Raw genomic sequence first — 240 nt, forward strand, 5'->3', positions numbered from 1 at the left:
ATTGACGCGTGATCTGCAAGAGAGACTTGGAAAAGCAATTGATAAACTTGCTTCGAATCCACTTCCGAGCGGCGTTAAAAAGTTATCTAGTGAAGTAAACTTGTTTCGTATTCGAGTTGGTGATTATCGGATTATTTATCAGATGAGGTCATCTGAACTTATAATTTTGGTGGTGCGGGTGGGGCATCGTGGGGATATGTATGATTTGGAAGGGGCAGCGACTAGCGTGTCGGGCTACTT

The 240-nt window shown here is 43.8% G+C and carries 1 protein-coding gene; it reads left to right on the forward strand.

What is annotated here, in order from left to right; translation table 11 throughout:
• A partial coding sequence (locus tag Q4563_RS22195) for a type II toxin-antitoxin system RelE family toxin (protein WP_303606081.1) occupies nt 1-240 on the forward strand: 240 nt, incomplete at both ends.

This window comes from Gilvimarinus sp. 1_MG-2023 (assembly GCF_030548285.1).